Here is a 1052-nt window from a genome sequence, read left to right on the forward strand (position 1 = left end):
TCGTCCAACTCGTCGTCTCYTTCAACTCTGCTGCCRCCACCTCCTGAAGCCGTTGGTGCTGGAGGGACAACACTGCCCTCAGTCTCGTGTGGCCAGATCTCCGCAATACCAACGAGAGGCTGGCAAAGTTCATGGGAGTGGTCCTTGGTGGAGAGACCGGGGAAGCTGTCCTCCTTGAACACGATGTCGCGAGCGACCGAGACCTTCTTGGTGGCTGGGTTGTAGACCTTCCACCCCTTGTACCCTTCTGCAAAGCCGATGAAGATGCAGGGCTCGGTGTGTGATTCGAGGTTCTTGCGATCTTTCYGGGCAATGTTGACGTATGCCYGGCAGCYGAAGACACGGTAGAGGGAAAGGTCCGGCTTYTGGCCATTGTGCCAGACGGCGTGGGAGGTGGTCTCAGATAGAGCGGAGGAGGGAGTGGCATTGAGGATGTGAAYGAGGTAGCRTAGGGCGAGGCCCCAGAACGATGTAGGCAGGCGTGCCTGGTTGAGCATCGCGACGAYGCCTTCGGCAAGGGTGCGGTTGAGGCGCTCAGCAACRCCATTCTGYTGTGGCGTCGCCCGGACGGTGTGCTGACGAGTGATACCCTGAGCACGGCACCAGGAGTCAAAGTCATTTCCGATGTACTCSCCACCCTTGTCATCCCGGAGCTCCTTCAYCTTCTTGCCGGTAGCCCTCTCRGCCTTGGCGACAAACTCCTTGAACACTTCGAAGGYGTCGCTCTTGTGCTTGAGCAGACGTACCTCCTTGTAACGCGAGTAGTCGTCCACAAAGGTGATCCAGTAGCGRAAGCCGTCTGGAGTCCGAGTCTGGAGGGGACCGTGAAGGTCGGAGTGGATGCGGCCCAGGAGCTCCTGGGAGCGGTGCGAGGCGAGGGATGGGAACGGGTCGCGATGCTGCTTGCCGGCGAGGCACGGCTCACAGATGTCGACAGATTTGGACCCGGGCTTGACGGCGATGCCGGTGGCCAGGTTCTTGGTCAGGAGCGTGCGGAGCCGATCCTTCCCGATGTGCCCCAACCGTTGGTGGAGCAGGTGCCTTTCGATCTC

The 1052-nt window shown here is 60.2% G+C and carries 1 pseudogene; it reads right to left on the reverse strand.

Annotation, left to right across the window (positions count from 1 at the left end):
* A pseudogene (locus EAH89_RS30905) lies at window positions 1-773 on the reverse strand (hypothetical protein); the annotation flags it as partial.
* Between the last annotated feature and the right edge of the window lie 279 nt (window positions 774-1052).

Origin of the sequence: Muricoccus nepalensis (assembly GCF_006438825.1) — a bacterium.
GTDB lineage: Bacteria > Pseudomonadota > Alphaproteobacteria > Acetobacterales > Acetobacteraceae > Roseomonas > Roseomonas nepalensis.